This window comes from Variovorax restrictus (assembly GCF_051216715.1).
In the GTDB taxonomy this organism is placed as follows: domain Bacteria; phylum Pseudomonadota; class Gammaproteobacteria; order Burkholderiales; family Burkholderiaceae_C; genus Variovorax.
Window position 1 is genome coordinate 112,218 of sequence record NZ_JBPJZH010000004.1, and the last position, 25,720, is coordinate 137,937.

At 66.0% G+C, this 25,720-nt stretch carries 25 protein-coding genes and 1 pseudogene; 18 read left to right on the forward strand and 8 right to left on the reverse strand.

What is annotated here, in order from left to right; translation table 11 throughout:
- Positions 1-8 precede the first annotated feature (8 nt).
- Positions 9-785 carry an SDR family NAD(P)-dependent oxidoreductase gene (locus ACSFA0_RS21480; protein ID WP_435452319.1) on the reverse strand — a complete coding sequence of 259 codons (777 nt, stop codon included), beginning with the start codon at positions 783-785 and terminating at the stop codon, positions 9-11.
- Positions 782-1,555, reverse strand: coding sequence for a Crp/Fnr family transcriptional regulator (locus ACSFA0_RS21485; RefSeq protein ID WP_435452320.1), 774 nt, complete (start codon positions 1,553-1,555; stop codon positions 782-784). The genes ACSFA0_RS21480 and ACSFA0_RS21485 overlap by 4 nt, the downstream gene beginning before the upstream one ends.
- An 85-nt stretch (positions 1,556-1,640) precedes the next feature.
- Here ACSFA0_RS21485 and ACSFA0_RS21490 point away from each other — a divergent pair, with 85 nt between their 5' ends.
- The 7 genes from ACSFA0_RS21490 (at position 1,641) to ACSFA0_RS21520 (ending at position 9,990) form a co-directional block, all read left to right on the forward strand.
- Positions 1,641-3,620 carry an AMP-dependent synthetase/ligase gene (locus ACSFA0_RS21490; protein WP_435452321.1) on the forward strand — a complete coding sequence of 660 codons (1,980 nt, stop codon included), beginning with the start codon at positions 1,641-1,643 and terminating at the stop codon, positions 3,618-3,620.
- The gene (locus ACSFA0_RS21495; RefSeq protein WP_435452322.1) at positions 3,617-4,486 is read left to right on the forward strand and encodes an ABC transporter ATP-binding protein; all 870 of its coding nucleotides are present in this window, start codon (positions 3,617-3,619) and stop codon (positions 4,484-4,486) included. The genes ACSFA0_RS21490 and ACSFA0_RS21495 overlap by 4 nt, the downstream gene beginning before the upstream one ends.
- Positions 4,486-5,415 carry a branched-chain amino acid ABC transporter permease gene (locus ACSFA0_RS21500; protein ID WP_435452323.1) on the forward strand — a complete coding sequence of 310 codons (930 nt, stop codon included), beginning with the start codon at positions 4,486-4,488 and terminating at the stop codon, positions 5,413-5,415. The genes ACSFA0_RS21495 and ACSFA0_RS21500 overlap by 1 nt, the downstream gene beginning before the upstream one ends.
- A gap of 12 nt (positions 5,416-5,427) precedes the next feature.
- Positions 5,428-6,492, forward strand: coding sequence for a branched-chain amino acid ABC transporter permease (locus ACSFA0_RS21505; RefSeq protein WP_286646943.1), 1,065 nt, complete (start codon positions 5,428-5,430; stop codon positions 6,490-6,492).
- Positions 6,493-6,535: 43 nt separating this feature from the next.
- Positions 6,536-7,852 carry an ABC transporter substrate-binding protein gene (locus tag ACSFA0_RS21510; protein WP_435452324.1) on the forward strand — a complete coding sequence of 439 codons (1,317 nt, stop codon included), beginning with the start codon at positions 6,536-6,538 and terminating at the stop codon, positions 7,850-7,852.
- Positions 7,853-7,936: 84 nt separating this feature from the next.
- Entirely contained in the window at positions 7,937-8,749 is an 813-nt protein-coding gene (locus ACSFA0_RS21515; protein ID WP_435452325.1) for an ABC transporter ATP-binding protein, read from the forward strand.
- Entirely contained in the window at positions 8,746-9,990 is a 1,245-nt protein-coding gene (locus ACSFA0_RS21520) for a phenylacetate--CoA ligase family protein (protein WP_435452326.1), read from the forward strand. The genes ACSFA0_RS21515 and ACSFA0_RS21520 overlap by 4 nt, the downstream gene beginning before the upstream one ends.
- 42 nt (positions 9,991-10,032) lie before the next feature.
- Here ACSFA0_RS21520 and ACSFA0_RS21525 read toward each other — a convergent pair.
- Positions 10,033-11,058: pseudogene (locus ACSFA0_RS21525) on the reverse strand (integron integrase).
- Positions 11,059-11,340: 282 nt separating this feature from the next.
- Here ACSFA0_RS21525 and ACSFA0_RS21530 point away from each other — a divergent pair.
- The 4 genes from ACSFA0_RS21530 to ACSFA0_RS21545 all read left to right on the forward strand — a co-directional run bounded on the left by ACSFA0_RS21530 (position 11,341) and on the right by ACSFA0_RS21545 (position 13,536).
- Positions 11,341-11,778, forward strand: a complete 438-nt coding sequence (locus tag ACSFA0_RS21530) for a hypothetical protein (protein WP_435452327.1) — start codon at positions 11,341-11,343, stop codon at positions 11,776-11,778.
- Positions 11,779-11,796: 18 nt separating this feature from the next.
- Positions 11,797-12,144: a hypothetical protein gene (locus ACSFA0_RS21535; protein WP_435452328.1), complete on the forward strand. Its 348-nt coding sequence runs from the start codon at positions 11,797-11,799 to the stop codon at positions 12,142-12,144.
- 96 nt (positions 12,145-12,240) lie between these two features.
- Complete coding sequence (locus ACSFA0_RS21540) at positions 12,241-12,690, forward strand: hypothetical protein (protein WP_435452329.1); 450 nt, start codon at positions 12,241-12,243, stop codon at positions 12,688-12,690.
- A 132-nt stretch (positions 12,691-12,822) separates the two neighbouring features.
- On the forward strand, positions 12,823-13,536 hold the full coding sequence (locus ACSFA0_RS21545; protein WP_435452330.1) for a hypothetical protein: 714 nt from the start codon (positions 12,823-12,825) through the stop codon (positions 13,534-13,536).
- 131 nt (positions 13,537-13,667) lie between these two features.
- Here ACSFA0_RS21545 and ACSFA0_RS21550 read toward each other — a convergent pair whose 3' ends face one another.
- Together ACSFA0_RS21550 and ACSFA0_RS21555 are read right to left on the reverse strand one after the other, a co-directional pair.
- On the reverse strand, positions 13,668-13,865 hold the full coding sequence (locus ACSFA0_RS21550; protein WP_435452331.1) for a hypothetical protein: 198 nt from the start codon (positions 13,863-13,865) through the stop codon (positions 13,668-13,670).
- 267 nt (positions 13,866-14,132) lie between these two features.
- The gene (locus tag ACSFA0_RS21555) at positions 14,133-14,744 is read right to left on the reverse strand and encodes a pyridoxamine 5'-phosphate oxidase family protein (RefSeq protein WP_435452332.1); all 612 of its coding nucleotides are present in this window, start codon (positions 14,742-14,744) and stop codon (positions 14,133-14,135) included.
- A 102-nt stretch (positions 14,745-14,846) separates the two neighbouring features.
- Here ACSFA0_RS21555 and ACSFA0_RS21560 point away from each other — a divergent pair, with 102 nt between their 5' ends.
- Positions 14,847-15,767, forward strand: a complete 921-nt coding sequence (locus ACSFA0_RS21560) for a LysR family transcriptional regulator (RefSeq protein WP_435452333.1) — start codon at positions 14,847-14,849, stop codon at positions 15,765-15,767.
- On the opposite strand, the gene ACSFA0_RS21565 is transcribed toward ACSFA0_RS21560, so the two are convergent.
- Both ACSFA0_RS21565 and ACSFA0_RS21570 read right to left on the reverse strand, forming a co-directional pair.
- Positions 15,759-16,970 (reverse strand): glycosyltransferase, encoded by a 1,212-nt coding sequence (locus tag ACSFA0_RS21565; protein WP_435452334.1) that lies wholly within the window; start codon positions 16,968-16,970, stop codon positions 15,759-15,761. The genes ACSFA0_RS21560 and ACSFA0_RS21565 overlap by 9 nt on opposite strands.
- 10 nt (positions 16,971-16,980) lie before the next feature.
- Positions 16,981-17,412 carry a MarR family winged helix-turn-helix transcriptional regulator gene (locus tag ACSFA0_RS21570; protein WP_435452335.1) on the reverse strand — a complete coding sequence of 144 codons (432 nt, stop codon included), beginning with the start codon at positions 17,410-17,412 and terminating at the stop codon, positions 16,981-16,983.
- A 130-nt stretch (positions 17,413-17,542) separates the two neighbouring features.
- Here ACSFA0_RS21570 and ACSFA0_RS21575 point away from each other — a divergent pair, with 130 nt between their 5' ends.
- The 3 genes from ACSFA0_RS21575 to ACSFA0_RS21585 are packed head-to-tail and all read left to right on the forward strand — an operon-like array spanning position 17,543 to position 21,375.
- Entirely contained in the window at positions 17,543-18,970 is a 1,428-nt protein-coding gene (locus ACSFA0_RS21575) for an FAD-binding oxidoreductase (RefSeq protein WP_435452336.1), read from the forward strand.
- A gap of 17 nt (positions 18,971-18,987) precedes the next feature.
- On the forward strand, positions 18,988-20,007 hold the full coding sequence (locus ACSFA0_RS21580) for an ABC transporter substrate-binding protein (RefSeq protein ID WP_435452337.1): 1,020 nt from the start codon (positions 18,988-18,990) through the stop codon (positions 20,005-20,007).
- Positions 20,008-20,031: 24 nt separating this feature from the next.
- Positions 20,032-21,375 carry a cytosine deaminase gene (locus tag ACSFA0_RS21585; RefSeq protein ID WP_435452338.1) on the forward strand — a complete coding sequence of 448 codons (1,344 nt, stop codon included), beginning with the start codon at positions 20,032-20,034 and terminating at the stop codon, positions 21,373-21,375.
- Here the strand turns inward: ACSFA0_RS21585 and ACSFA0_RS21590 are convergent.
- Positions 21,372-22,367, reverse strand: a complete 996-nt coding sequence (locus tag ACSFA0_RS21590; protein WP_435452339.1) for an SDR family oxidoreductase — start codon at positions 22,365-22,367, stop codon at positions 21,372-21,374. The two genes, ACSFA0_RS21585 and ACSFA0_RS21590, sit on opposite strands and share 4 nt — an antisense overlap.
- A 188-nt stretch (positions 22,368-22,555) precedes the next feature.
- Here ACSFA0_RS21590 and ACSFA0_RS21595 point away from each other — a divergent pair, with 188 nt between their 5' ends.
- The 3 genes from ACSFA0_RS21595 (at position 22,556) to ACSFA0_RS21605 (ending at position 25,686) form a co-directional block, all read left to right on the forward strand.
- Entirely contained in the window at positions 22,556-23,539 is a 984-nt protein-coding gene (locus tag ACSFA0_RS21595; RefSeq protein WP_435452340.1) for a tripartite tricarboxylate transporter substrate-binding protein, read from the forward strand.
- A 150-nt stretch (positions 23,540-23,689) separates the two neighbouring features.
- Entirely contained in the window at positions 23,690-24,712 is a 1,023-nt protein-coding gene (locus ACSFA0_RS21600) for a thiamine pyrophosphate-dependent dehydrogenase E1 component subunit alpha (protein ID WP_435452341.1), read from the forward strand.
- The gene (locus tag ACSFA0_RS21605) at positions 24,703-25,686 is read left to right on the forward strand and encodes an alpha-ketoacid dehydrogenase subunit beta (protein ID WP_435452342.1); all 984 of its coding nucleotides are present in this window, start codon (positions 24,703-24,705) and stop codon (positions 25,684-25,686) included. The genes ACSFA0_RS21600 and ACSFA0_RS21605 overlap by 10 nt, the downstream gene beginning before the upstream one ends.
- The last annotated feature ends 34 nt before the right edge of the window (positions 25,687-25,720 follow it).

Here is a 25,720-nt window from a genome sequence, read left to right on the forward strand (position 1 = left end):
GCGCGTGCTCAGGCGGGGTCGCGCACGTCGGCGGTCGGCTTGCTGCCGAAGTCCGCGCGGGCCAGGTAGGCCAGCACCTTGCCGGCGGCCGTGGCGGGCGAGTCGAGCAGGCCGTCGGCCTTGAGCTTCTCGAAGCGGCCGCGGTCGGGGAACAGCGCCGCGTCGGTGCCGCGCATGGCGATCTGCATGTCGGTGTCGATCACGCCGGGCGCCAGCGACACGATCTTCGCGCCGTTGGGGCGCAGCGCTTCTTCCAGCGCGACGGCGCGCGAGAAGTGGTCCATGCCGGCCTTGGCCGCGCAGTACGGCGCCTGGCTGGCCATCGCGTTGCGGCCCAGGCCCGACGAAATGTTGAGCACCTTGCGCACGCCGCGCCATTGCGCCGTGGCGCGCAGGAAGGCGGCCGTGAGCAGCAGCGGCGCCTCGAGGCCGATGCGCAGCGACTGCACGAGGTCGGCGGCCTCGGCCTTCTCCAGCGGGCCGAGTCGCCCCACGGTGCCCGCGTTGTTGATCAGCGTGACACTGTCGAAGGCTTGGGCGTCCTGCTCGGCGAGCCAACCCGCGATGCGCTCGGCGGCGGCCTCGGGTGCGGCCAGGTCGAAGGACCATTGCAGCAGCGTGGCGCCGCTGGCCTTCGCCTTCGCGGCCAGCGCGTCGTCGGTCTTGCGCGAGATGCACACGAGCGTGTGGCCGGCGTCGAGCAGTTGCTCTGCCATGGCGCGGCCCATGCCACGGGAGGCGCCGGTGAGGAGGGTAAGGTGCGTGGTGCGTTGCTGGATGCTCATGGTGTTGATTTCCGGTGCAGGGAAGACAGGGGAATGGACGTCGAATTCGGTGCGATGGCGCTGCATCGCAGCGCCGCGAGGTCGAGTACACGGAGACCGCCGTACTCGACCTGGATCATGCCCTGTGCCTCGAGCGTGCGCAGCGCCTCGTTCACGCGCTGGCGCGACAGGCCGATCAGGTAGGCCAGCTCCTGTTGCGTGATGCGCAGCAGCTCGCCCACGCCCGGGAACAGCACCGGGTTGAACAAGGCGGCCAGATTGCGCGCCACGCGCACGTCGGGGTTGTTCTGCCGGTCGGCTTCGCGTGCCGCAATGAACTGGCCGAGCCGCTCGTTGAGCTGGTTCATCACGAAGCGGTTGAAGCCGATGGAATGGTCGAGCAGCCAGTGGAAGTCGTCGATCGGCAGGCCGGCCACTACGCTGCGGCGCAGCGCCTGGATGTTGTAGCGGTAGGGCTCGCGCTTCATCGCCGTGCCCTCGCCGAACCAGCCGCCGGGCGGCAGGCCGCTGTAGGTCATCGAGGTGCCGTCGGCGTTGTCGTTGCTCATCTTGAGCAGGCCTTCGACCACGCCGAACCAGTAGGTCGGCGAACCGCCGATGCGGCAGACCAGGTCGCCCGGCTCCGCCTCGCCGACCACCAGCGCGGCCTCGGTACGGCGGCGCTCGGTGGCACTCAGGGCGTCGAGCCAGGGGATGTTGCGCAGTTCGTCCGGCCGCGCGGCACGCGCGCGGTCACGGATGGCATTGCGCCCGCGGTCGGCATGAACCATCGGGAAAGTCCGGGGGAGTGGTGACCCTAGGATTGTCGTTGGAACGACAACTTGGCGTCAAAGCGAGGCCTACAGTCCGCCCATCGTGAACACTCGCACACCGGTCCCCCCTGCCGCCGACACCTTCCCTCGCCTGCTGCTCGCCCACGCGACGCAGCAGCCCGACGCGCCGGCGGTGCGCGAAAAAGACCTCGGCATCTGGCAGACCTGGACCTGGGCCGACACGGCACAGGCCGTGCGCGAGATGGCCTGTGGCCTGGCGAGCCTGGGCTTCAAGCCCTTCGACAACCTGGCCATCGTCGGTGCCAACCGGCCGCACCTGTACATGGCGGTGATCGCGGCGCAGAGCCTGCGCGGCGTGCCGGTGCCGCTGTATCAGGACGCGGTCGCGGCCGAGATGGTCTTCATGCTGAATGACGCATCGATCGAATTCGTGATCGCCGAAGACCAGGAACAGGTCGACAAGCTGCTCGAATGCCGCGAGTTGCAGCAGGCACAGGGCGAGGCGCACGCCATCCGCCACATCATCTACGACGACCCGCGCGGCCTGCGCCACTACACGCAGCCGGGGCTGATGAGCTTCGAGCAACTGCGCGAACGCGGTCGCGCCTTCGAGGTCGAGAACCGTGGCTTTTACGACGCCGCCGTGGCCAGCGGCGTGAGCACCGATGTCGGCGTGATCCTCTACACCTCGGGCACCACCGGCCGGCCCAAGGGCGTGTGCCAGACGCATGCGAGCTTCATCGCGGCAGGCCATGGCGGCGTGGTCACCGACAAGCTCGGGCCGGGCGACAACATCATGAGCTACCTGCCGATGGCGTGGGTGGGCGACCATCTGTTCTCGGTGGCGCAGTGGCTGGTCGGCGGCTTCACGCTCAACTGCCCCGAGTCGGCCGCGACGGTGATGAACGACATGCGCGAGATCGGCCCGAGCTACTACTTCGGCCCGCCCCGCACCTTCGAAGGCTTGCTGACGGCCGTGTCGATCCGCATGGAAGACGCCGCTGCGCCCAAGCGCTGGCTGTATGCGAAGTGCATGGCGCTGGCCCAACGCGTCGGTGCCGACATCCTCAACGGCGCGCCGGTGAGCGCCCTCGACCGCTTCAAGTACGCGCTGGGCAACCTGTTCATCTACGGGCCGCTGCGCAACGTGCTGGGCATGAGCCGCATCCGCGTGGCCTACACGGCGGGCGCGGCCATCGGGCCGGACCTGTTCCGCTTCTACCGCTCGATCGGCGTCAACCTCAAGCAGTTCTATGGCCAGACCGAGACCTGCGCCTATGTCTGCCTGCAGCAGGACGGCAAGGTCAAGCTGCAGACCGTCGGCACCGCGGCGCCGGGCATGGAACTGCGCATCGCCGACAACGGCGAGGTGCTGGTGCGCGGCGTGTCGGTGCTCAAGGAGTACTACAAGCGCCCCGACGCCACGGCCGAGGTGCTCGATGCCGACGGCTACTTCCACACCGGCGACGCCGGCGTGCTCGACAGCGAAGGGCACCTGCGCATCATCGACCGCGCGAAGGACGTGGGCCGCCTGCACGGCGGCGCGATGTTCGCGCCCAACTACATCGAGAACAAGCTGAAGTTCTTCCCGCAGATCAAGGAAGCCGTGTGCTTCGGCGATGCGCGCGACCAGGTCTGCGCCTTCATCAACATCGACTACGAAGCGGTCGGCAACTGGGCCGAGCGGCGCGGGCTGGCCTACGGCGGCTACGTCGACCTGGCCAGCAAGCCCGAAGTGCTGACGCTGATCGCCGACTGCGTGCAGAAAGTGAACGCCGACCTGGCCGCCGAAGTCGGCATGGCCGACACGCAGATCGCGCGCTTCCTGGTGCTGCACAAGGAGCTCGACCCCGACGACGACGAGATGACCCGCACGCGCAAGGTGCGGCGTGGCTTCGTCGCCCAGAAGTACGCAGTGCTGGTCGATGCGCTGTACGACGGCCGTGCCGAGCAGTTCATCGAGACGCAGGTGAAGTTCGAGGACGGCCGCACCGGCTCGGTCAGCGCGACGCTGCCGATCGTCGATGCGAAGCGCTACCCGGCAGTGAAGGCGGCGGCATGAGCGCAGAAAAAATCAGGGCGATGACGGATGGCCAGAGGCCATCCTTCGACAGGCCGTCCAAGCCTGCACAAGCAGGCTCGGAGCCGCGGCCTATCGTCCTCGACATCCAGAACATCAGCTTGAGCTTCGGCGGCGTGAAGGCACTGACGGACATCAGCTTCGACGTGCGCGAGCACGAGGTGCGCGCCATCATCGGCCCCAACGGCGCGGGCAAGAGCTCGATGCTCAACTGCATCAACGGCGTGTACCAGCCGCAGCAGGGCTCCATCACCTTCCGCGGCCAGGTCTTCAAGCACATGAACTCGCGGCAGGTCGCGCAGATGGGCGTGGCGCGCACCTTCCAGAACCTGGCGCTCTTCAAGGGCATGAGCGCGCTCGACAACATCATGACGGGCCGCAACCTGCAGATGAAGAGCGGCCTGCTCGCGCAGGCTTTCCGTAACCCCTTCGGCTGGGGCTCGGCCGAGCGCGAGGAGCTGCAGCAGCGCGAGTTCGTCGAACGCATCATCGACTTCCTCGAGATCCAGGCCTTTCGCAAGACGCCGGTCGGCCAGTTGCCCTACGGCCTGCAGAAGCGCGTCGACCTCGGCCGCGCACTGGCGATGGAGCCGCAGGTGCTGCTGCTCGACGAGCCGATGGCCGGCATGAACGTCGAAGAGAAGCAGGACATGAGCCGCTTCATCCTCGATGTGAACGACGAGTTCGGCACGACCATCGTGCTGATCGAGCACGACATGGGCGTGGTGATGGACATCTCCGACCGCGTGGTGGTGCTCGACTACGGCAAGAAGATCGGCGACGGCACGCCCGACGAAGTGCGCAACAACGAAGACGTGATCAAGGCCTATCTGGGCGTGGAGCATTGATGGGCTTTTTCCTTGAAACCCTCTTCGGCGGCCTGATGGTTGGCATGCTGTACGCGCTGGTCGCGCTCGGCTTCGTGCTGATCTTCAAGGCCTCCGGCGTCTTCAACTTCGCGCAGGGCGCGATGGTGCTGTTCGCGGCGCTGGCGATGGCGCGCTTCTCGGAATGGTTCCCGCAGTGGTTCCATTTCGACAACAAGCTGTTGGCGAACGTGCTCGGCTTCGTCGCCGCCGCGCTGTGCATGGTGGCGGTGGCCTGGGCGGTCGAGCGCTTCGCGCTGCGGCGGCTGGTCAACCAGGAAGGCATCACGCTGCTGATGGCGACGCTGGGCATTGCCAACGTGCTCGACGGCGGCGGCCAGCTGATCTTCGGCAGTGCCACCTACAAGATCGACATCGGCATGCCGAAGGACCCGATGCTGGTGCTGGAGAACGTCTTCGAGGGCGGCCTGCTGCTCAACAAGGAAGACCTCTACGCGGCGGTGGCGGCGGCGGCACTGGTCGCGTTGCTCACCCTCTTCTTCCAGAAGACGCGCACCGGCCGGGCACTGCGGGCGGTGGCCGACGATCACCAAGCGGCGCAATCGATCGGCATTCCGCTTGGGCGCATCTGGGTCATCGTGTGGTCGGTGGGCGGGCTCGTCGCACTGGTCGCCGGGATCATCTGGGGCAGCAAGCTGGGTGTGCAGTACTCGATCTCGCTGGTGGCGCTCAAAGCCTTTCCAGTCGTGATCCTCGGCGGGCTCACCTCGGTGCCGGGCGCGATCCTGGGCGGTTTGATCATCGGCGTGGGCGAGAAGCTGTCGGAGATCTACCTCGGCCCGTACGTGGGCGGCGGCATCGAGAACTGGTTCGCCTATGTGCTCGCCCTCGCCGTGCTGCTGATTCGGCCCCAGGGCCTGTTCGGCGACAAGATCATCGACCGCGTCTGAAGAAGCGACACCATGTTCTACAGAGAAAACGGTCAATTCAAGAGCAGCTACCGCGCGGACCTGGCGCTGTTCCCGATCGCGCAGGATCGCTGGGCGATGCTCGCGCTGATGGCGATCTGCTTCGTCGCGGTACCGATGCTGGTGAGCGACTACGCCTTCCGCGCGGTGCTCATCCCCTTCCTCATCCTGTCGCTGGCGGCCATCGGCCTGAACATCCTGGTGGGCTACTGCGGGCAGATCTCGCTGGGCACCGGCGCCTTCATGGCGGTGGGCGCCTACGCGGCCTACAACCTGCAGGTGCGCATCGACGGCATGCCGCTGGTGCTGTCGATCCTCGGCGGCGGGGTGGCGGCGATGGCGCTGGGCGTGGTCTTCGGCATCCCGAGCCTGCGCATCCGCGGGCTGTACCTGGCGGTGGCGACGCTGGCCGCGCAGTTCTTCATCGACTGGTTCACCAACCGCGTGAAGTGGGTGACCAACGATTCGCCCTCGGGCTCGGTGGGCGTGCGTTCGCTGGAGATGCTCGGCTACGAGTTCAGCACGCCGGTGCAAAAATACCTGCTGTGCCTGTGCTTCGTGGTGGTGTTCGGCATGCTGGCGAAGAACCTGGTGCGCGGCGCCATCGGCCGCGAGTGGATGGCGATGCGTGACATGGACGTGGCGGCCGCCGTGATCGGCATCCGCCCGGTGTACGCCAAGCTCACGGCCTTCGCGGTCAGCAGCTTCATCGTCGGCGTGGCCGGCGCGCTGTGGGGCTTCGTGCACCTGGGTGCGTGGGAGCCGGCGGCCTTCGGCATCGAGAAGTCGTTCCAGCTGCTGTTCATGATCATCATCGGCGGGCTGGGCTCCATCGCTGGCTGTTTCTTCGGCGCGGCCTTCATCGTGCTGCTGCCGCTCTTGCTGAACTACGTGCCGCACTGGCTGGGCCTGCCAATCTCGACGGCCACCGCATCGCACCTGGAACACATGATCTTCGGCGCACTGATCGTGTTCTTCCTCATCGTCGAGCCGCACGGCCTGGCACGGCTGTGGTCGACGGCGCGGCAGAAGCTGCGGCTGTGGCCCTTCCCTCACTGATTTAGTTCCCGCACACACCGTGCTCATTACAAGGAGACAAGCCATGCAATTCAGGAAACTCGCACGCACCGCGGCACTCGCCGCCGCGGGGCTTTCGATCGTCGTCGCGGGCACGCTCGCGCAGGCCCAGCCGGCCGAGCAGTTCGTGCCGCTGCTGGTCTATCGCACCGGCCAGTTCGCCCCGCTGGGCATCCCATGGGCCGACGGCAAGCAGGACTACCTGAAGCTGGTGAACGCACGCGACGGCGGCGTCAACGGCGTCAAGCTGACCTTCGAGGAATGCGAATTCGCCTACGACGCAGCCAAGGGCGTGGAGTGCTATGAGCGGCTGAAAGCCAAGGGCACGGGCGCTTCGGGCTTCGACACGCAATCGACCGGCGTTACCTTCGCGGTGAGCGACAAGGCCATCGTCGACAAGATCCCGGTGGAGACGCCCGGCTACGGCCTGTCGCAGTCGGCCGACGGCACGGTATTCGAGTGGAACTTCCCGCTGCTGGGCACTTACTGGACCGCCGCCGACGTGATGATGCAGGACATCGCCAAGAAGGAAAAAGGCAACCTCAAGGGCAAGAAGATCGCGCTGGTCTACCACGACTCGCCGTACGGCAAGGAGCCCATCGCGCTGCTGCAGAAGCGTGCCGCCGCGCAGGGCTTCGAGCTGTCGATGTTCCCGGTCACGCCGCCCGGCGTGGAACAGAAGTCGGTGTGGCTGCAGATCCGCCAGCAGAAGCCCGACTACGTGCTGTTCTGGTCAGCCGGCGTGATGACGCCCGCCGGCATCCGCGAGGCGCAGGCCAGCGGCTATCCGCGCGAGAAGATCTACGCGATCTGGTGGGCCGGCTCGGACCACGACGTGAAAGACATCGGCGCCGGCGCCAAGGGCTACAACGCCATCACCATCCACAACAGCGCGGCCAAGGACAAGGTCCACGACGAGCTCAAGAAGGCGGTGTACGACAAGGGCCAGGGGACAGGGCCGGCGGACAGCATCGGCTCGCTGGCCCACACCCGCGGGATGATGATCTCGATGCTGCAGGTGGAAGCGATCCGCGCTGCGCAGGAGAAGTACGGCAAGGGCAAGGCGCTCACGCCCGAGCAGGTGCGCTGGGGCTTCGAGAACCTGAACCTCACGGTCGACAAGCTCAAGGCGCTGGGCTTCGGCGAAATCATGCGGCCGGTGAAGACCTCGTGCGCCAACCACATGGGTGACGACTGGGCGCGCATCGTCCAGTGGGACGGCGGCAAGTGGGAGATCAAGTCCGACTGGTACCAGTCTGACAAGAGCTTCATCGACCCGCTGGTGAAGGAGTACGCCGCGAAGTACGCGAAGGACAAGAACATCAAGCCGCGCACCTGCTGATCGGCCTCTTCCGTGCCGGCTCGCGAGAGCCGGCATGCGAAAGGCTCGCCGCATCGGCGCCTTTCGCATGCTTCGGACACCACCATGAGCGAACCCAACATCCTCCTCAACGTCAACGGCATCGAGGTCATCTACAACCACGTGATCCTGGTGCTCAAGGGCGTGTCGCTCACGGTGCCCGAAGGCGGCATCGTGGCGCTGCTCGGCGGCAACGGCGCGGGCAAGACGACCACGCTGCGCGCCGTGAGCAACCTGCTCGCGGGCGAGCGCGGCGCGGTGACCAAGGGCACGATCGAGCTGCGCGGCGAACGCATCGAGGCACTCACGCCCTCGGCGCTGGTGCAGCGCGGCCTGGTGCAGGTGATGGAGGGCCGCCACTGCTTCGCGCACCTGAGCATCGAGGACAACCTGATGACCGGCGCCTACACGCGCAAGGACGGGAAGGCGGCCATCGCCGAGACGCTGGAGAAGGTGTATGCCTATTTCCCGCGCCTCAAGACGCGTCGCACCTCGCAGGCGGCGTACACCTCGGGCGGCGAGCAGCAGATGTGCGCCATCGGTCGCGCGCTGATGGCCAACCCGACGATGGTGCTGCTCGACGAGCCATCGATGGGCCTGGCGCCGCAGATCGTCGAGGAGGTCTTCGCCATCGTGAAGGACCTGAACGAGAAGGAGCGCGTGACCTTTCTGCTCGCCGAACAGAACACCAACATGGCGCTGCGCTTCGCCGACTACGGCTACATCCTCGAGAACGGCCGCGTCGTGATGGACGGCGAGGCGAAGGGCCTGCGCGAGAACGAGGACGTCAAGGAGTTCTACCTCGGCGTCGGCGGTGCCGACCGCAAGAGCTTCCGCGACGTGAAGAGCTACAAGCGCAGGAAGCGGTGGCTGGCATGAACGACTTCTACGACAAGCTCGAAGTGCGCGACCCGGCCGAGCGCGAGGCCGATCTGTTCGCGGCGCTGCCCAAGCAGTTGGTGCATGCGCAGACGGCGGCACCGGCCTTCGCGGAGATCCTCTCGGGCATCGACTGCGCCGCCGTCACCAGCCGCGAAGCGCTGGCCCGCCTGCCGGTCACGCGCAAATCCGAACTGCTGGAGCGCCAGAAGCAGCAGCGCGCGAGCGACCCCTTCGGCGGCTTCAGCGCCACGGTGCGCGGCCCGGCCATGCTGCGCGTGTTCGCCAGCCCCGGCACCATCTACGAGCCCGAGGGCGCGTCGCGTGACTACTGGCGCACCGCGCGCGCATTGCATGCCGCGGGCTTTCGCGCCGGCGACCTGCTGCACAACAGCTTCAGCTACCACCTGACCCCCGCAGGCTCGATCCTGGAGAGCGGCGCGCATGCCCTGGGCTGCACCGTCTTCCCCGGCGGCACCGGGCAGACCGAGCAGCAGCTCGAGGCCATGGTCGAACTCAAGCCGGACGGCTACGTCGGCACGCCGAGCTTCCTGCGCATCCTGCTGGAGAAGGCCGCGGCCACGAACGTGGCGCTGCCCAGCCTGACCCGCGCGCTGCTCTCGGGCGAGGCCTTTCCGCCGAGCCTGCGCGACTGGTTGGCCGAGCGCGGCATCGACGGCAAACAGTGCTATGCGACGGCCGACCTGGGCCTGATCGCCTACGAAACCAGCGCGCGCGAAGGTCTGGTGCTCGACGAAGGCATGCTGCTGGAGATCGTGCGCCCCGGCACCGGCGACCCTGTGCCCGACGGCGAGGTCGGCGAGGTCGTCGTGACCACCTTCAACCGCGACTACCCGCTGGTGCGCTTCGGCACCGGCGACCTCTCCGCCGTGCTGCCGGGCCCCTGCCCGACCGGCCGCACCAACACCCGCATCAAGGGCTGGCTGGGCCGTGCCGACCAGACGACGAAGGTGCGCGGCATGTTCGTGCACCCGGGCCAGGTCGCCGCAGTGATCAAGCGCTTCCCGGCCGTGCTGCGCGCTCGCCTGGTGGTCGAAGGCGAGATGGCCGACGACCGCATGACGTTGCACGTCGAGACGCCGGCCGACGAGACCCTCGAACCCCGCATCGCCGAAGCCATGCGCGAGGCCACCAAGCTGCGCTGCCACGTGGTGCGCGTGGCCCCCGGCGCGCTGCCGAACGATGGCAAGGTGATCGAGGACGCGCGCAGCTACAAGTAGGTTCGATGCGCACGCGCGGACGGCTGCGGCGCGCGTGCAGCCTCAACGCCCGACAACCATCGCATCCAGCGGGCTGCGCACCGCGCCCCCGCCCATCTTGAGCACATGGTCGTCGACACATCCGCATGTCCGAGCAGATCCTGCACCGTGCGGATGTCGTAGCCGGCCTGCAGCAGATGCGTGGCGAAGGCATGGCGCAGCGTGTGCGGCGTCGCTGGCTTGGCGATGCCGGCGGCGGCCACGGCACGCTTGAAGGCGCGCTGGAAGGTCTGGTCTTACAGGTGGTGCCGCCGCACCACGCCGCTGCGGGGATCGACCGAGTGCACCGATTGCGGAAACACCCAGAACCACGCCCAGGCACTGCCGGCGCGCGGGTACTTGCGCTCGAGCGCGTGTGGCAGTTCCACGCCGCCCCGGTGCGCGCGCTGGTCCGCCGACCACAGTGCATGCGACCTGGCCAATTGCTCATGCAACTGGGGTTCCAGGCTTTGCGGCAACATCAGCACGCGGTCCTTGCCACCCTTTGCCCTCTCGGACGATCACCGCGCGGTGGGCGAAGTCGATGTCCTTGACCCGTAACTGCAAGCCTTCGGAAATGCGCATCCCGGTGCCGTAAAGGAGCTGTGCGAACAACCGGTGCTCGCCATCGAGCGCACGAAACACCGGTGCCAGCTCTTCCTTCGTCAGCACCACGGGCAACCGGCGTTGCACCCGCGGCTTGCCGATCTCCTGAAGCCAGGGCAGGCGATGCTGCAGCACCTTCGCATAGAGAAACACCAGCGCCGACAGCGCCTGCCGGTGCGTCGAGGCAGACACCTTGCGCTCCGTAGCAAGCCAACCGAGGAAGGCCTCTACCTCAGCGCCACCCATTTCCGCCGGGTGCCGGATGCCATGAAAGCGGACGAAGGCACGCACCCAGTGGACGTAGGCCTCCTCGGTGCGGCGGCTGTAGTGCAAGAGCCGGATACGTTCGCGCACCTGATCGAGCAGCCGCGGCGATTGCAGCGGTGGCAGCGCCTGCACCGCATGTCGCTCCGGCCGCAACGCTGCAAGGCTTGGGGAATCCATCACGTTTATCACACACCCTCCCTGCAACGCCCTCGTTCCCGGCTTGCCATGCGGCCATTCGCAAGGCAAATTTGAACCAACAAGGAGGCGCCGCTTTTGCCGGCAGATTAGTACTGTATGAATGAACAGTCAAGACGGCGTGACGCCAGATTCCATGCGGGTTCCGATCGGTCGACGGGCTCGGTGTTACGGAGACACCCTGCGGGGTTATGCAGCAATTCTGTCTCCCTATAACCAAGTTAGGCAGACCCTGCGGGCGCGGACAAATATGGAAGAAAAAATATGAATGAAACAGTGGAAACCGAAATAATGATGCCTTTTGTTGAAGGCACGGAAGTCTACATACCTGTCAAGTGTCATATGATTGGCGAGGGAGTGATTCGGGTTCTGGAGAACGACGAATTTGACTATGAAGATCAATCAGTAATATTTGAATTTGGTCCGCATGATACGGTTAGAACCGCGAGCAGGGAATTTTCCGATGGAACTGTCAAGGAAACCGCGTTTGAACTTGTCTCGTCTGGCGACAATAGAAATGATGAAAAGAGGATGCTTCTGGCAATCTTGCGAGAAAACGTCGGTTTGTCGGTACTGATCGAAAGGTTTGGAAAGGAAAAGGTTTGGGCGTTCGTTGAAAACCACCGTACTCTGAAAAGTCCATACCCCGGAATCCAAAACTGGTTTCTTAGGAACACAAACGCAATTGGTCGAATTGACTGAAAGATAGGATGTGAGTTTGTGAAGGACACCTTTGAGTTCTTTAAAACCTCAATGCCGCCAACTCGCCCAGCTGACTTCTATTTGGGATGTCTCGATGGATCAGTGTTCCTCGACTTCAACCATTCGGCCACTGGAGTGAGTCTAGTACGAATCTCCTTTGACGGATATGGCTGTTGCGACGTAGGCGACAAAGCAATTTCGATGAACAAGTCCGACTCAAACGATTTTTTGAAAGTCATCGCTTTAGAGCAAATTGATCAGAAAAAAATGGCAGACATTGTTTGCCGTTCGCTTCAGATTAACCAACACTTGCTATGGGTTGATGCGTTGCAGGAGTACGGATTTCTGGAAGGAAAAAATGCCTAACAAAGTTTTCAACCTGACTTATTTGGGCGTCACGACCCTTGCAAAGCAAGGCTCGCGCCACCCAAAACGCAGGTTAAAACAGCGTTAGGCTCCTCCATGGAAAAACCGCAAATCAAGTGGCGCCCGTCTACGCTCGTGTCCTCTAATGCGCTCATTGATGCCATGCTGTTCTATGCCAGCAGTAGAGGCAATTTCCGCATCTATGAGAACGGCACCGTATTGTTCATCAAGACGGAGAATGACAACGAAGCCAATGCGCATCGCTGCCTCGATGAACTTGCCTTCATTCCAGACTTTCGCGTCGTTCCGATGAAAAACGGAAACTACATGGTTAGCCCGCATTCAATCGGTGCAGCGCTGATCTTGGCAGATGAACTTAGCCAACAACTGAACGACCTCACACAAAATCAAACGGAAGCGCTTTACCCAGGCGAATCATTTCTCCAAGCAGACGGAAATCTGGCTATAGGCTTGGTCGGGCGCGCAAAAATCTATCGCGACGCGCTCGAAAAGAAGCTGGTGTACCACCATCAAGTTGATGCATAGCGCGAGACGCACAGTAATCACATCGTTCCTACGTTCACCAGCCTAACTGTTTGGTCAAGCCGACACCAACAAGCTTCGCTTGCCTTGGTGCTTCGCGCTCCGGTGCGGCTTACCGCGGGCGTTAGGCCTCAAGTGGACGACTCTGAACGACTTGCAGATCAATACCTGCGATCCATTAGGATCGGCGATGTCGTATACGAACCCGACGGCAATATCCCGCCCGACTTTGCTATCGATGGAAGGATCGCTGTTGAGGTGCGCCGGCTGAACCAGAACTTTGAGTTTGCGGACGGATCTTCTCAGGGGCTTGAACAACTCGCCATACCTCTGTGGAAGAGGTTCAAGACCTATCTGCCTTCCCTGGGGCCATCACTCAGCGGTGAGTGCTGGTACGTTGGACTCGACTTCCGGCGGCCGCTCGAAGAGTGGAAGAAGCTGCGCCCACTGGTGGAAACGCACCTTCGAAGATTCCAGGCTCAGCCCGTGCGTGAACGAACAAGCATCCGCGTGACACCGAATCTGAGCCTTGATCTTCTTCGATCCGGTAAAGACCATGGCTCGTTCTTCCTGCTTGGTGCTAGCAGCGATGATGACTCGGGCGGTTGGGTCATGGGCGAGATTGAAAGAAACCTTCGCCTCTGCATCGCGGAGAAGGAAAGAAAGATTGAGCCCTATCGCTCGAAGTATCTTGAGTGGTGGCTCGTCTTGGCCGATCACATTGACTACTCAATGGATCCAGAGGATCGACCCACGTTCAGGGCCGAAGTCATGCCCAGACTTCCCAACCGGTTCAGCAAGATCTTGCTGATTGATCCAAGGGACTATCGCCGTGCATTTGAGGCCTAACCTTTCGCTCGAGCCGACTCGCGTCGGCAGGCCGCCGCTCGCGGCTCAGCTTCAACGTTAGGCATCATGAAAACCAGCATCAACTTGTACTGTGGTACCTACTAGCATGCTTTGCGACGATGCTTCTCTCGCTAATGTTTGATCCCCCACATGCGCACGTTCCAGTTCTCGTTCTGCTGGCGTTGTCTCCGCTGCTTCCGATTCTCCTCACGCAATCGATGATCGAGCATGGAGTGAAGTTTGGAGATCTGTCGCGGCTTGTCGTTCTCTTCGCCTTGTTCGGCGGCCTCGCATATCGAACTTTTTGTCAGCTGCGGGAGGTCAAGCATGAAGCAAGTGCCTATTAGGTTGCCCCATCGGACCGCCTGCGGCGTCCGCTGACCACGGCGCTTCCCCCCTTGGATTTGCGGGGTCGGTACGTGTAGCTCGGCCGCCTCGATTCGGCGACCTTGAATTTCTTCTTGAGTGCTGAGGTTGCGCCCGGTTCATCGAAGCGTCGGCCTTCGCCGGTTGGGTCCGTCGACCGCGCGTCGAGGGCCCGCGCGGGACCATCGATGCGGCGAGCCAGCCTGAACTCGATCTGGCCGGATTTCTCCTCACGGCCGCGCACGCAGCGCATCAACCTCCGCCTGCAGCGCCTCCACCCTGTCGCGAAGGGGGCGAACCGCCTCGGTCACCTCGTCCTCCGTAAAGCGCGGCGTGATGTGCTGCGGGCAGTTCCAGTCAAAGGCCTCCAGCCGCACGCGGAAGATGCGCTCGAGCTTGGCCTTGTAGCCGGGCACCGTGACCAACGCGGTGAGGGCCGGGTCGGCATCCAGCGCGACGGTGTCGATGTGCGCGTAGATCTTCAGGCGCGCGCGGTGCGCGTAGTCCATCAGGAACAGGCTCGCACGCTGGTTCACCGCGAGGTTGCCCGTGCTGATGTACTGGCGATTGCCGCGGTAGTCGGCGAAGGCCAGCGTCCGGTCGTCGACCACCTTGAGAAAGCCGCGTGGGCCACCGCGGTGTTGAACGTAGGGCCATCCCGTTTCCGACACCGTGGCCAGGTAGAAGCTGTCGCGCTCGGCGATGAAGGCGGCCTCGTTGTCGGTGAAGCGGTCGAAGTCGCGGTGCCCCTTGAAGTCCTGCCACAGGTGATCGGCGCCCATCGACGCCTGCGCCGCCCGCACGCTGGGTGTCGATGCGATGTCCATGAAACCGTAAGCCATGTGAGCCTCCAATCGGTGATGGACCGATCTTGGACTGTTCCATTCGATTCGATAATCCGTCGATTCAGGGAATCTCTCTACCGAAATACGGAAGGATGATCGATGGACCGCCTGGAAGCCATGTCGATGCTGGTGTCGGTCACCGATACGGGCAGCCTGTCGGGCGCCGCGCGTGCGCGGAAGGTCCCGCTGGCCACGCTCAGCCGCAAGCTCTCGGAGTTGGAGAAGCAGTTGGGCGCGCGGCCGCTGATCCGCACCACGCGCAAGCTCACGCTGACCGACGCCGGTGTGGCCTACGTGGCTGCGGCCCGCCGCATCCTCGAACAGGTCGAGGAGGCCGAGCACGCCGCCGCGGGCGAATTCACCGAGCCCAAGGGCGAACTGGTCGTGACTGCGCCGATCATGTTCGGTCGCCTGCACGTGCTGCCCGTCGTGGCCGATTTCCTGGCGGCCTTTCCCGCGATCGACGTCCGGCTCGTGCTGTCGGACCGCCATGTGAATCTGGTCGACGACCATGTCGACATGGCCGTGCGCATCGGCCAGCTTCCGGACAGTTCGATGGTGGCGACCGCCGTCGGCACGATGCGGATGGTGACCTGCGCCAGCCCGGCGCTGCTCGCGGCGCAGGGCATGCCGCAGGCGCCGGCAGATCTGCTGCGCTTCGCGTGCGTGGCGGTCGACACGCCCCTGCCCTCGCCGACTTGGCGCTTCCGGAACCCACGCTCGGGTGCGGCCATCGACGTGCCCATCCGGCCGCGCCTGTCCGTGACGACAACGGAGGCAGCGGCCGACGCAGCGAGCCTGTCCGTCGGCGTGACACGCCTGCTGCATTACCAGGCCGTCGACGCCATCAAAAAAAACGCGCTTCGGATCATCCTGGAGGCCTACGAACCAGAACCGGCCCCCGTCCATCGCGTGCATGTCTCGCGCGGGCACATGCCGCTCAAAATGCGCCGGTTTCTCGATGTCGCGGCGCCTCGGTTGCGGCAGACGATCGAGGCGGGTCAGTCGCCTTCAGCGTGAGGCGTCGGCCACCGCGCGCAGCAGCCGCGCCGCGTGGTCGGTGTCGGCATCGGCCCAGGAGAAATTGGCGTCGGGGTAGTGACCCATCCAGTCGCGGTAGCGCACCAGGCCGGCGCGCACGCCGCGGTAGTGCGCGAAATCGGGGCCGTACTCGGTGTTGGCCGACCAGTGCGTCGCGACCACGGGTATGCCCATCTCCAGAAACTCGCGGATGTTCAGGCCATAGGCCTCGGCGCGGTGCAGCGACAGGTAGACGTCGGCCATGCGCTGGAACGCGACCTGCTCGGCATCGGAGAAATCCTGCCGCACCAACCGGATGTTGCCGGCCGCGCCGATCATCTCGCGCAACTCGCACTCGACCACGCGGGTCGCCGACGAACAGCGTATCTTGATGAGCAGTACATGCGCAGGGCTGTCGCCGAACGCCTTCTGCCAGGCTTCGACATGCGCCCAGGGGTTCTTGCGCTCCGGGCACATCTTGATGTCCATGATCGCGATGCCGAGGAAGGCGTCGGCGGGCACCTCGAAGGACGCGCGGTCTGCTGGCGGGATCGTGGGGTCGACGGTGACGTGATGCGGCACCACGGCCACCGGCAACGTCGAGGCGCTGCGGATCGCGGCCTGCGAAAAGGCGGAGGGAGTCCAGATCTCGTCGACGATGCGCAGCGCAAAGCGCCAGGCGCGCGGGAAGACATCGTTCTCCCAGGCCCAGAGACCGGTGCGGTGGGCCGCGGCAAGCTGCTCGGGACGGAACAGTCGCAACGCGCGCCGGTAGCGGTTCGGCTGGCACAGCAAATAAAGGCGCGACACCGCGCCCAAATCACGGCCGCTGACAGCCGGCGCGCCCGCATGCTGGGCCGACAGGCTGAGTAGCACTAGGCCGGGATGGTGAAGGCGCAACCGGGTTGCCTCGTAGTGCGCGGCCCGGCACAGCCCCGTCTTGCCGTCGAAGTCCCCGACGGCCACCACGCAGCCCTGCGCCTCGGCCAACAAGGGCACCGCCGGATCGCGTCGGTAGGGCTTCGATGCGCGCCAGTTGGCCAGCGCCAGACGCCAGCGCTTCAACGGCTGGCCGAGCCGGTGCAGTAGCACAGCGCCATTCCAGCGGCGCAGCACGCGCGGCAGTCGATGGAACTGTCTAGGGGAGATCGGGACCGGACACAGCGGCGCTTGCTCTTGGTCGCGGTCTTGGTGAGTCGGCACGACCATCCTCTCAGTACGCCATGGCGATCAGCTTGCGTCGCATCGCCTGCAGCGAGTGCCGCACCCGCTCGATGTCCGCGTCCGAGCACACCCCCATGATCTCGGAGGTCAGCGGGTCCACTGCACGTTCGGCACGGCGGTAGAGCTTCTCCCCTTTTGGGGTGATGCGCACCACGACCGAGCGACCGTCATGCGCCGAGTCGACGCGTTCGACCAGTTCGCGCGCCTCCAGGCCATGGAGGATGCGCGTGAGCCGGGTGCGCTCGTAAGCGGTCCACTGGGCCAGCTCCAGCATCGGGAGCGGGCCGCGCTGCAGCAACGTGCCGATGGTGCGCCACTCGGTGGGCAGCAGGCCGAAGGGCTTGAGCGCGTCGCCGAGTGCCCGGTCGCGTCGATAGACGACCTGTGTGCAGAGAAAAAAGAGGTGGTCTTCGAGTTCCATGGCGGCCCTGTGGATGCGCACGAAAGCGCGGCACGAATGTACTGCAGCGCTTCCGGGATTTATGTGCAAATTCACATAGGCACACTCCTTGCGTTGCTCCGCCAGCGAAGCTTCACGCCACGGAACCATGATGAAAGACACCGCCTCCTTCCTCGCCGCACTCGGCGACGTCCCCGTCATTGCCGACCCCGACATCGTGCGCCGGCGCAGCCGCGACATGACGGCCGCGTTCAGTCCTCTGATGAAGGAGGATGCGATGGCTCACGTGGCCGACGTGATCGTTCGCCCGCGCAACAAGGCCGATGTGCTGCGCGTGGCGTCCGCCGCGGCGCGCAGCCGCATGCCGCTGGTGATGCGCGGGGGCGCTTCCGCCAACTTCGGCCAGGGCATTCCGCTGCAGGGCGGCGCGATGGTCGACATGACCGCGCTCGACCAGGTGCTATGGACACACGACCAGCGCGTGCGTGCCGAGGCCGGTGCGCGGCTGATGGCCATCGACGACGCCACCCGCCCCACCGGCTGGGAGCTGCGCATTCATTCGTCCACCAAGAAAGTCGCCACCATCGGCGGCTTCGTGGGCGGCGGGCATGCGGGCGTGGGCAGCTGCACCTACGGCATCCTCCGCGACCGCGGCAACATCCTCGGCATGGAGGTGGTGAGCGTGGAGGAAGCGCCCCGCGTGGTGCAGCTCACGGGCGACGACGTGAACCTGGTGCATCACGCCTACGGCAGCAACGGCATCATCACCGAGGTCGAGATGCCGCTGGCCCCCGCCTGGCCGTGGCGCGAGCAGATCGTGCTGTTCCCGGCGTTCATGACGGCGGTGAAATGTGCGCACGCACTGGCCACGTCCGACGGCATCGTGAAGAAGCTGATCTCGGTGATCGGCGAGCCGATCTGGCAGAAGATGAAGGCGCTGCGGCCCTACGGGGTGGGCGGCCAGCACATGGTGATCGCGATGATCGCCGCGCCTTTCGTCGAGAGCTTCCAGGCGCTGGTGAAGGACTTCGGCGGCACCATCACCTCCGACGCGGCGGAGGGCCAGGGGCCCTACCGGATTCCGGTCTACGAGTTCGCCTGGGGCCACACGCGCATGCACGTGAACCGCGAGCATCCGGACATCGTGAGCAATGTCGGCCTCTACCTCGACCCCGACCTGGTGGGCGCGATCGAGCGCAGCTACCACCGCTTCAAGGATCTGTGCGGCATGCACTTCGAGGTGAAGCGATTCGACGGCCAACTGAGCTTCCAGGGCTCGCCCTTCTTCCACTTCACCGACGACCAACAACTGGCCAACGTGATGCGCGGCATGGCCGACGACGGCGCGATGGTCGCGAACAACCACACCTTCCTGGTGAAGGAAGGTGGCATGAAGTCGGTCGGCCAGGACGACGCGGCCTTCAAGCATGCGATGGACCCGTACGACCTGATGAACCCCGGCAAGCTGCGCTTCGACGCCAAGGCACGCGAAGAGAGCGCCGGCGGCGAGCTGCCCAGCGCCGGCTGGCGCTATGCCGATGCCACGCAAGCCGCCGCCCCCGAAACCACCCCCATCTGACCCTTCCGGAGAAGCCGATGACCGACACGAACGCCAAGCATCCGACCCGCCGCCGCGTACTGGCCGCCCTCAGCGGGGCAACCGCCATCGCGGCGGCCCCCGCCTTCCTTCGCACCGTGAACGCGCAGGGGCTGGTCAAGCTCAGCTACCAATGCGGCTGGCTGGCACAGGCCGAGCAAGGCGGCCTCTACCAGGCCCTGGCCACCGGCATCTACCGCGAGCACGGGCTCGACGTCGAGATCCGCCCGGGCGGCCCGCAGGTCAACGTGATGCAGTTGTTCCTGGCCGGGCAATCCGACTTCGCGGAGGCGGACAGTTTCCGCGGCTTCGCCTTCGCGCAGGAAAAGCTGCCCGCGGTTGCGGTGGCGGCCTTCTTCCAGAAAGACCCGCGGGTGTTGATGTCGCATCCCGGCGTGGGCAACGATTCGCTCGAAGCGCTCAAGGGCAAGCCGCTGCTGGTGGCGACCGCCGGCCGCCAGACCTACTGGCTGTGGCTGAAGACCCGCTTCGGCTTCACCGACGAACAGCTGCGCGCCTACACCTTCAGCCTCGCGCCTTTCCTGGTCGACAAGCAGGTGTCGACGCAGGGCTTTCTCACGAGCGAGCCTTTCGCGGCGCGCAAGGCCGGCGTCGACCCGGTGATCCACGTGCTGGCCGACAAGGGCTTCGACAACTACCAGAACGTGGTCGTGACCTCGCCGAAGATGGTGCGCGAGAAGCCGGAGATCGTGCAGAAGTTCGTCACCGCGACGGCCAAAGGCTGGGCCAGCTACCTGCACGCCGACCCGGCGCCGGCCAATGCGCTGATCCGCGCGGCCAACCCCGCGATGGGCGAGGACCTGATCGCCTATGCCATCGGCGCCATGAACAAGTACGGCGTGGTCGAGACCGCAGACACCCAGGCCACCATGATCGGCGCCATGACGCACCAGCGCTGGAAGGGCTTCTACGACACGATGGTCGCAGCCGGCGCGCAGCCCGCGGGCACCGAGATCCGCAATGGCTATACGCTCCAGTTCGTCGGCAAACCCGCCTGAACACCACTGCGCCCTTCTTCCTTCATGAGCCCTTCCTTCCTCCAGCCACCCGCGCAAGACACCTACGTGCTGCGCAACCTGCGCGCCCCGCGCTGCCTGCTCAAGGCCGAGCTGCCGCCGACCGAGCCGCGCAGCGATGGCGATCTGGTCGCGGTCGACCTTCGCATCGCCCATGGCCGCATCGACGCCATCGCGCCGGCCGGCAGCTTCGACGCCGCGAGCGGCCCCGACCTCGACGCATCGATGGTGCTGCCGGGCATGGTCGACCTGCACACCCACCTCGACAAGGGCCACATCTGGCCGCGCCAGCCCAACCCGACCGGCGACGGGGCCGGCGCGAGCGCGGCGACCGGTCGCGACCGCACCGCCAACTGGCACGCCGACGACGTGCGCCAGCGCATGGATTTCGGCCTGCGCACCGCCTATGCCAAGGGCGTGGTCGCGATCCGCACGCACCTGGATTCGCTGGCACCCCAGGCGTCCATCTCGTTCCCGGTGTTTCGCGAAATGCGCGAGCGCTGGGCCGGCCGCATCGAGCTGCAGGCCTCGTCGATCGCGCCGCTCAACATCTTCCTGACCGACGAAGGCCGCCAGCTCGCGGACATCGTGGCAGAGAGCGGTGGTCAGCTGGGTTGCGTCACCAAGTCGATGACCTACCCGTCGGAGACGATGCCGCCGGACCTCGACGAAGCCTTGGTGCGTGTGTTCCAGCTGGCGACCGAGCGCGGGCTGAACCTCGACCTGCATGTCGACGAGTCGACCGACCCCGCGGCACGCTCGCTGATCCGCGTGGCGCACACGGCGCTTGCGCAGAAGTTCAAGGGCCGCATCCTGTGCGGCCACGTGACCTCGCTGGCGCTGCAGACCGACGACTTCATCGACGAGACGATCGCCGCCTGCCAGGAAGCCGGCGTCGACATCGTGAGCCTGCCGACCGTCAACATGTACCTGCAGGACCGCAGCCCCGAAGCGCGCACCCCGCGCTGGCGCGGCGTGACGGTGCTGCACGAGATGAAGGCGCGCGGCCTGCGCGTGGCGGTGGCCGGCGACAACTGCCGCGACCCCTTCTACGCCTACGGCGACCACGACATGCTCGACACGTTCACGCAGGCCGTGAAGATCCTGCACCTGGACCATCCGCTGGGCGACTGGATCCGCGCCGCCACCGAGACGCCGGCGGCCATCATGGGCATCGACCGCGGCACCATCCAGGTCGGCGGGCCAGCCGACCTGCTGGTGCTCAAGGCGCGCAGCTATTCGGAGATGCTGGCCCGCTCGCAGTTCGATCGCACCGTGATCCGCGCAGGCCGCGCCATCGACACCACCCTGCCCGACTACCGTGAGCTCGACGCGTTGATGAAGGTCTAGATCGCCGCCACGCTGCCGGTCACCGGCAGCACGATGCCGGTGATGTAGCCCGCGCACACCGGCGACGCGAGAAACACATAGGCCGGCGACAGCTCTTCCGGTTGCGCCACGCGCTTGAAGTCGGTTTCCTTGCCGAACTTGCGCACGTCGGCGGCCTTCTTGTCGGCGGGGTTGAGCGGCGTCCACACCGGCCCCGGCGCCACCGCGTTGACGCGGATGCCGCGGTCGATCACGTTGAGCGCCAGCGCCTTGGTGAAGGCGTGGATCGCGCCCTTGGTCGCCGAATAGTCGATCAGGTTCCTGCTGCCCTGCAGCCCCGTGCGCGAGCCGGTGTTGATGATCGACGCACCGTTCTTCATGTGCGGCAGCGCCGCGCGCGCCATGCGCATGTAGCCGCCGATGTTGGTCTGCAGCGTGAGGTCCATGCGCTCGTCGCTGATGTCCTCCAGCGCATCGGCATGCATCTGGAAGGCCGCGTTGTTCACCAGCACGTCGAGCCGGCCGAAGGCCTTGACGGTGCGCTCGACGGCGCGCTGGCAGAAGGCGGACTTGCGCACGTCGCCGGCGATCAGCAGGCATCGCCGGCCCTCGGCCTCGACGGCCGCCTGGGTCTCTTCGGCGTCGGCCTGCTCGGCGCTCAGGTAGACGATCGCCACATCGGCGCCTTCGCGCGCGAACAGCACTGCCACAGCGCGGCCGATGCCCGAATCGCCGCCGGTCACGAGGGCGCTCATGCCGGCCAGCTTGCCGCTGCCTTCGTAGCCGGGGGCGGTGTAGCGCGGACGCAGCGCCATGTCCTTCTCGCGGCCCGGCTTGGCCAGCTTCTGGCCGGTGAGCGTCTCGGGCTGCACGCGGGCGCCGGCCTGCACGGCCTTCGTCTTCTTGCGCGACGCGGGCGCGGCGCGGTCCTTGGCGTCCTGGCTGCGCTGGATGGCGCGATGGGTGTCGACCAGCGAGCGAGTGGAGGTCTTGGAGGCGGGGGTGCGGGCCATGTGGCAACTCCTTGAATGCGGGAAACCATGGATCCTTGCCCCGCCTCGTGCGCCGGGTTGTCGTCCAATGCCGCGCGCGGCTGGAGAAATGCGCACAAATAGCCGTCGACCGAGGGCTTCTCGGGATTCGTCAGGTGCCATTCAGCCGATAAGATCGCGCCCTTTCGACCCTCCGGAGTGTTCGCACCATGAAGAAACTGCTCGCCTTGACCGCATTCGCGGCGGCCATGACGGCCACGGGCGCCCTGGCCCAGGACTTTCCTGCCGGCAAGCCCATCACCATCGTGGTGCCCTTCGCCGCCGGCGGCCCGACCGACCGCGTGGCGCGCGACCTGGCCGAAGCGCTGCGCAAGCCGCTCGACGGCGTCAGCGTCGTGATCGACAACACCGCCGGCGCCGGCAGCACCATCGGCAACGCCAAGGTGGCGCGCGCCAAGAACGACGGCTACACCCTGCTGCTGACGCACGTGGGCATGGCCACCACGCCGGTGCTCTACCGCAAGCTGCCCTACAACTACGAGACCGATTTCGAATACCTGGGCATGATCAACGACGTGCCCATGACCATCATCGGCAAGCCGCAACTCGAAGCGAACAACTTCAAGGAAATGCGCGAGTGGATCAGCAAGAACCCGGGCAAGGTCAACCTGGGCAACGCCGGCATCGGCTCCGCCTCGCACCTGTGCGGCCTGCTCTTCATGAGCGAGCTCAAGACCGAGATGACCACCGTTCCGTACAAGGGCACGGCCCCGGCCATCGCCGACCTGCTGGGTGGCCAGATCGACCTGCTGTGCGACCAGACCACCAACACCACGAGCCAGATCGAGGCCAAGAAGGTCAAGCCCTACGCGGTGACCACGCTCAAGCGCCTGACCACGCCGGCGCTCAAGGACATCCCGACGGCCGACGAGTCCGGCCTCAAGGGCTTCCAGGTCACGATCTGGCACGGCCTGTACGCGCCCAAGGGCACGCCGGCGCCGGTGCTCAAGAAGTTGAACGACGCCCTGAAGGTCGCGCTGAAGGACCCGGATTTCATCAAGAAGGAAGAAGGCCTGGGCGCGGTCGTGGTGACCGACAAGCGCGTCGAGCCCGCCGAGCACAAGAAGTTCGTGATGTCCGAAGTCGCGCGCTTCGGCCCGGTCATCAAGGCGGCGGGCGTGTACGCCGACTGACAGCCCGCGCGCTCGCGTCGAGCCGCCGCGCCTTCGGGCCCGGCGGCTTTTTTTCGCTCGCGTTCCGGGTTACTCCGCGCAGACCGTTCGGGGCGCGCGGCCTACGATTCCGGCCAAGAAAAGCATGCGCCTCGTGCGCGCCGGAGATTCATGGATTCGCACTTCCCCGACCCCGCACGGGCGCTCGCGCTCTACCGCACCATGGCGCGCATCCGCGCCTTCGAGAACGCCGCCGAGATCGCCAGCCAGGGCGGCGTCAGCGCTTATGGCCAGCAGGCCACCGGCAGCGTGCGGGTCCGCGGGCCGCTGCACCTGTCGACCGGACAGGAGGCCGTGCCCGCCGGCGTGTGCGTCCACCTGAAGCCGGCCGACTACCTCACCTCCACCCACCGCGGCCACGGCCACACGCTGGCAAAAGGCGCCGACCTGGGCCGCATGATGGCCGAGCTGTTCGGCAAGGCGACGGGCTTCAACGGTGGCAAGGGCGGCTCGATGCACATCGCCGATTTCTCGGTCGGCATGCTCGGCGCCAACGGCGTGGTGGCGGCCGGTTTGCCGATCGCCGTGGGTGCGGCGCATGCGCAAAAGCTTCAGAAGAGAGATGCGATCACCGTCTGCTTCTTCGGCGACGGGGCCATCAACCGCGGGCCGTTCCTCGAATCGCTGAACTGGGCCCAGGTGTATGGCCTGCCGGTGCTCTTCGTCTGCGAGGACAACCGCTGGAGCGCCACCACGGCGAGCGGCCCGATGACGGCCGGCGATGGCGCGTCGGCCCGCGCCGAAGCGCTCGGCATCGCCGCGACGCAGGTCGACGGCAACGACGTGTTTGCGGTGCATGCCGCCGCGGCGCGGCTGGTGGACACGGTGCGCAGCGGCAGCGGGCCGCGCCTGTTGCACGCGCTGACCTACCGGGTGAAGGGCCACGTGTCGGTCGACGTCGCGGCCTACCGCGACCCCGCCGAACTGGCCGCGGCGCTGGAGACCGACCCGATCGCCCGGGCGCATGCCGCCTGCCTGCGTGCGGGCATCGCAGCGGCGGCACTCGATGCCACCGACGGCGACGCGCACGCGGAAGTCGCAGCCGCACTGGCTGCCGCTGCCGAGGCGCCGTGGCCCGACGTCGAAGCCGCCTTCACCGATGTGCAGACCACCGGAGCCGGCCAATGGCGCTGAACGACAACCCCGTCACGGCGATGAGCTACGCAGAAGCCGCCGTGCTCGCGGTGCAGCGCGAGATGGACGCCGACCCGACCGTGGTGGTGATCGGCGAGGACGTCGGCCGCGGCGGCATCTTCGGTCAGTACAAGGGCCTGCAGCAACGCTTCAGCGACCAGCGCGTGATTGACACGCCGATCAGCGAGGCCGCGATCATGGGCGCCGGCGTCGGCATGGCGCTGGCGGGCCTGCGGCCGGTGGTCGAGATGCGCGTGGTCGACTTCGCGCTGTGCGGCATGGACGAGCTGGTCAACCAGGCCGCCAAGAACCGCTTCATGTTCGGCGGCCAGGGCCGGGTGCCACTGGTCGCGCGCATGCCCGGTGGCATCTGGGACGCCTCGGCGGCACAGCATTCGCAGTCGCTCGAAGCCTGGTTCGCGCACATGCCGGGCCTGGTGGTGGTGAGCCCGTCGACGCCGCAGGACAACTACAGCCTGCTGCGTGCGGCGATGCAGTGCGGCGACCCGGTGGTGTACATCGAACACAAGGCGCTGTGGGGGCTGCGTGGGCCGGTGGACGAAAGCGTCGCGGTGCCGCTCGGCCAGGCTGCACGGCTGCGCGACGGCAACGCGCTCACGCTGGTGAGTTGGGGCAAGCAGGTGCACGCCTGCGCCGAAGCCTGCGACACGCTCGCCGACGAGGGCATCGCCGTCGACCTGATCGACCTGCGCACGCTGTGGCCGTGGGACCGCGAAACGGTGCTCGCATCCTGCGGCCGGACGCAGCGCCTGCTGGTGGTGCACGAGGCGGTGCAGGCGGCCGGCTTCGGCGCGGAGATTGCCGCGACGGCAGCAGAAGCCACCGGCTGCCGTATCGCGCGTCTCGGGGCGCCGCGGATTCCGGTCGGGTACGCGGCGGTGCTCGAGGCGCAGTCGCGCGTCGGAACAGAAGCCATCGCAGCCACAGCGCGCCGATGGGTCAACAGCCCCTGATCGGCATCAAAAGCCGGTTCTGAACGGGGGTTTT

Bases quoted from the DNA above. Each gene is read 5' to 3' on its own strand.
- ACSFA0_RS21480 (WP_435452319.1), bottom strand. From the start codon at position 785: ATGAGCATCCAGCAACGCACCACGCACCTTACCCTCCTCACCGGCGCC.
- ACSFA0_RS21485 (WP_435452320.1), bottom strand. From the start codon at position 1,555: ATGGTTCATGCCGACCGCGGGCGCAATGCCATCCGTGACCGCGCGCGT.
- ACSFA0_RS21495 (WP_435452322.1), top strand. From the start codon at position 3,617: ATGAGCGCAGAAAAAATCAGGGCGATGACGGATGGCCAGAGGCCATCC.
- ACSFA0_RS21500 (WP_435452323.1), top strand. From the start codon at position 4,486: ATGGGCTTTTTCCTTGAAACCCTCTTCGGCGGCCTGATGGTTGGCATG.
- ACSFA0_RS21505 (WP_286646943.1), top strand. From the start codon at position 5,428: ATGTTCTACAGAGAAAACGGTCAATTCAAGAGCAGCTACCGCGCGGAC.
- ACSFA0_RS21510 (WP_435452324.1), top strand. From the start codon at position 6,536: ATGCAATTCAGGAAACTCGCACGCACCGCGGCACTCGCCGCCGCGGGG.
- ACSFA0_RS21515 (WP_435452325.1), top strand. From the start codon at position 7,937: ATGAGCGAACCCAACATCCTCCTCAACGTCAACGGCATCGAGGTCATC.
- ACSFA0_RS21520 (WP_435452326.1), top strand. From the start codon at position 8,746: ATGAACGACTTCTACGACAAGCTCGAAGTGCGCGACCCGGCCGAGCGC.
- ACSFA0_RS21530 (WP_435452327.1), top strand. From the start codon at position 11,341: ATGAATGAAACAGTGGAAACCGAAATAATGATGCCTTTTGTTGAAGGC.
- ACSFA0_RS21540 (WP_435452329.1), top strand. From the start codon at position 12,241: ATGGAAAAACCGCAAATCAAGTGGCGCCCGTCTACGCTCGTGTCCTCT.
- ACSFA0_RS21550 (WP_435452331.1), bottom strand. From the start codon at position 13,865: ATGCTTGACCTCCCGCAGCTGACAAAAAGTTCGATATGCGAGGCCGCC.
- ACSFA0_RS21555 (WP_435452332.1), bottom strand. From the start codon at position 14,744: ATGGCTTACGGTTTCATGGACATCGCATCGACACCCAGCGTGCGGGCG.
- ACSFA0_RS21560 (WP_435452333.1), top strand. From the start codon at position 14,847: ATGGACCGCCTGGAAGCCATGTCGATGCTGGTGTCGGTCACCGATACG.
- ACSFA0_RS21570 (WP_435452335.1), bottom strand. From the start codon at position 17,412: ATGGAACTCGAAGACCACCTCTTTTTTCTCTGCACACAGGTCGTCTAT.
- ACSFA0_RS21575 (WP_435452336.1), top strand. From the start codon at position 17,543: ATGAAAGACACCGCCTCCTTCCTCGCCGCACTCGGCGACGTCCCCGTC.
- ACSFA0_RS21580 (WP_435452337.1), top strand. From the start codon at position 18,988: ATGACCGACACGAACGCCAAGCATCCGACCCGCCGCCGCGTACTGGCC.
- ACSFA0_RS21585 (WP_435452338.1), top strand. From the start codon at position 20,032: ATGAGCCCTTCCTTCCTCCAGCCACCCGCGCAAGACACCTACGTGCTG.
- ACSFA0_RS21590 (WP_435452339.1), bottom strand. From the start codon at position 22,367: ATGGCCCGCACCCCCGCCTCCAAGACCTCCACTCGCTCGCTGGTCGAC.
- ACSFA0_RS21595 (WP_435452340.1), top strand. From the start codon at position 22,556: ATGAAGAAACTGCTCGCCTTGACCGCATTCGCGGCGGCCATGACGGCC.
- ACSFA0_RS21600 (WP_435452341.1), top strand. From the start codon at position 23,690: ATGGATTCGCACTTCCCCGACCCCGCACGGGCGCTCGCGCTCTACCGC.
- ACSFA0_RS21605 (WP_435452342.1), top strand. From the start codon at position 24,703: ATGGCGCTGAACGACAACCCCGTCACGGCGATGAGCTACGCAGAAGCC.